Raw genomic sequence first — 716 nt, 5'->3', positions numbered from 1 at the left:
CCTGCACCAGGACATGCAGACGGTTCTGCGCTGCCATATGGCGGCATTCGAGGCGATCGGTGGCATCCCCCATGAGATCCTTTACGACCGCATGAAGACTGCCGTCATCGGCGACGCCGGCGGCAGCATCGTCTACAACCGGGCGCTGGTCGACTTCGCGCGACACTATGGCTTCCAACCCAAGGCCTGCCGTCCGTATCGGGCTAAAACAAAGGGAAAGGTCGAGCGACCCTATCGCTATATCCGCGAGGACTTCTTCCTCGCCCGCTCGTTCCGCAATCTCGATGACCTGAACGCGCAATTGCGCCATTGGCTGGATACGGTGGCCAATCCGCGTCTACACGCCACGACCCAGCGTGTCGTCAACGACGCCTTCGCCGAGGAGAAGGTGCATCTCAAAATGCTGCCGCTGGCACCCTTCCGCTCGGTCCTCAAGCTGGAACGGCGGGTCTCGCATGAAGGCATGGTGAGCGTCGGCGGCAATCTTTACAGCGTTCCCGACGCGACCCGGAAGCGGGTCGTCGAAGTGCATACGCTTGCCGATGAAGTTCGGATATTCGAAGACGGTGCCCTGGTCGCCGTGCACCCTGTGCTGGAGGGCCGACATCAGCGCCGGGTCGCCGCAGGGCATCGGAAAGTGCCGCGGATCACCGATCCCCATCGCGACACACCGATCTTGATCCTGCGCACCGCTGATGTGGTCGCCACGCCCCCCC

At 62.8% G+C, this 716-nt stretch carries 1 protein-coding gene; it reads left to right on the top strand.

Annotated features, from left to right (window positions below):
• A partial coding sequence (gene istA / locus ACZIRK_RS45345; RefSeq protein WP_474419862.1) for an IS21 family transposase occupies positions 1-716 on the top strand: 716 nt, incomplete at both ends.

It is taken from the genome of Bradyrhizobium sp. Leo114, from assembly GCF_055229415.2.
The sequence above is the reverse complement of the archived record's forward strand: the minus strand, read 5'-3'. Positions and strand labels throughout refer to the sequence as shown.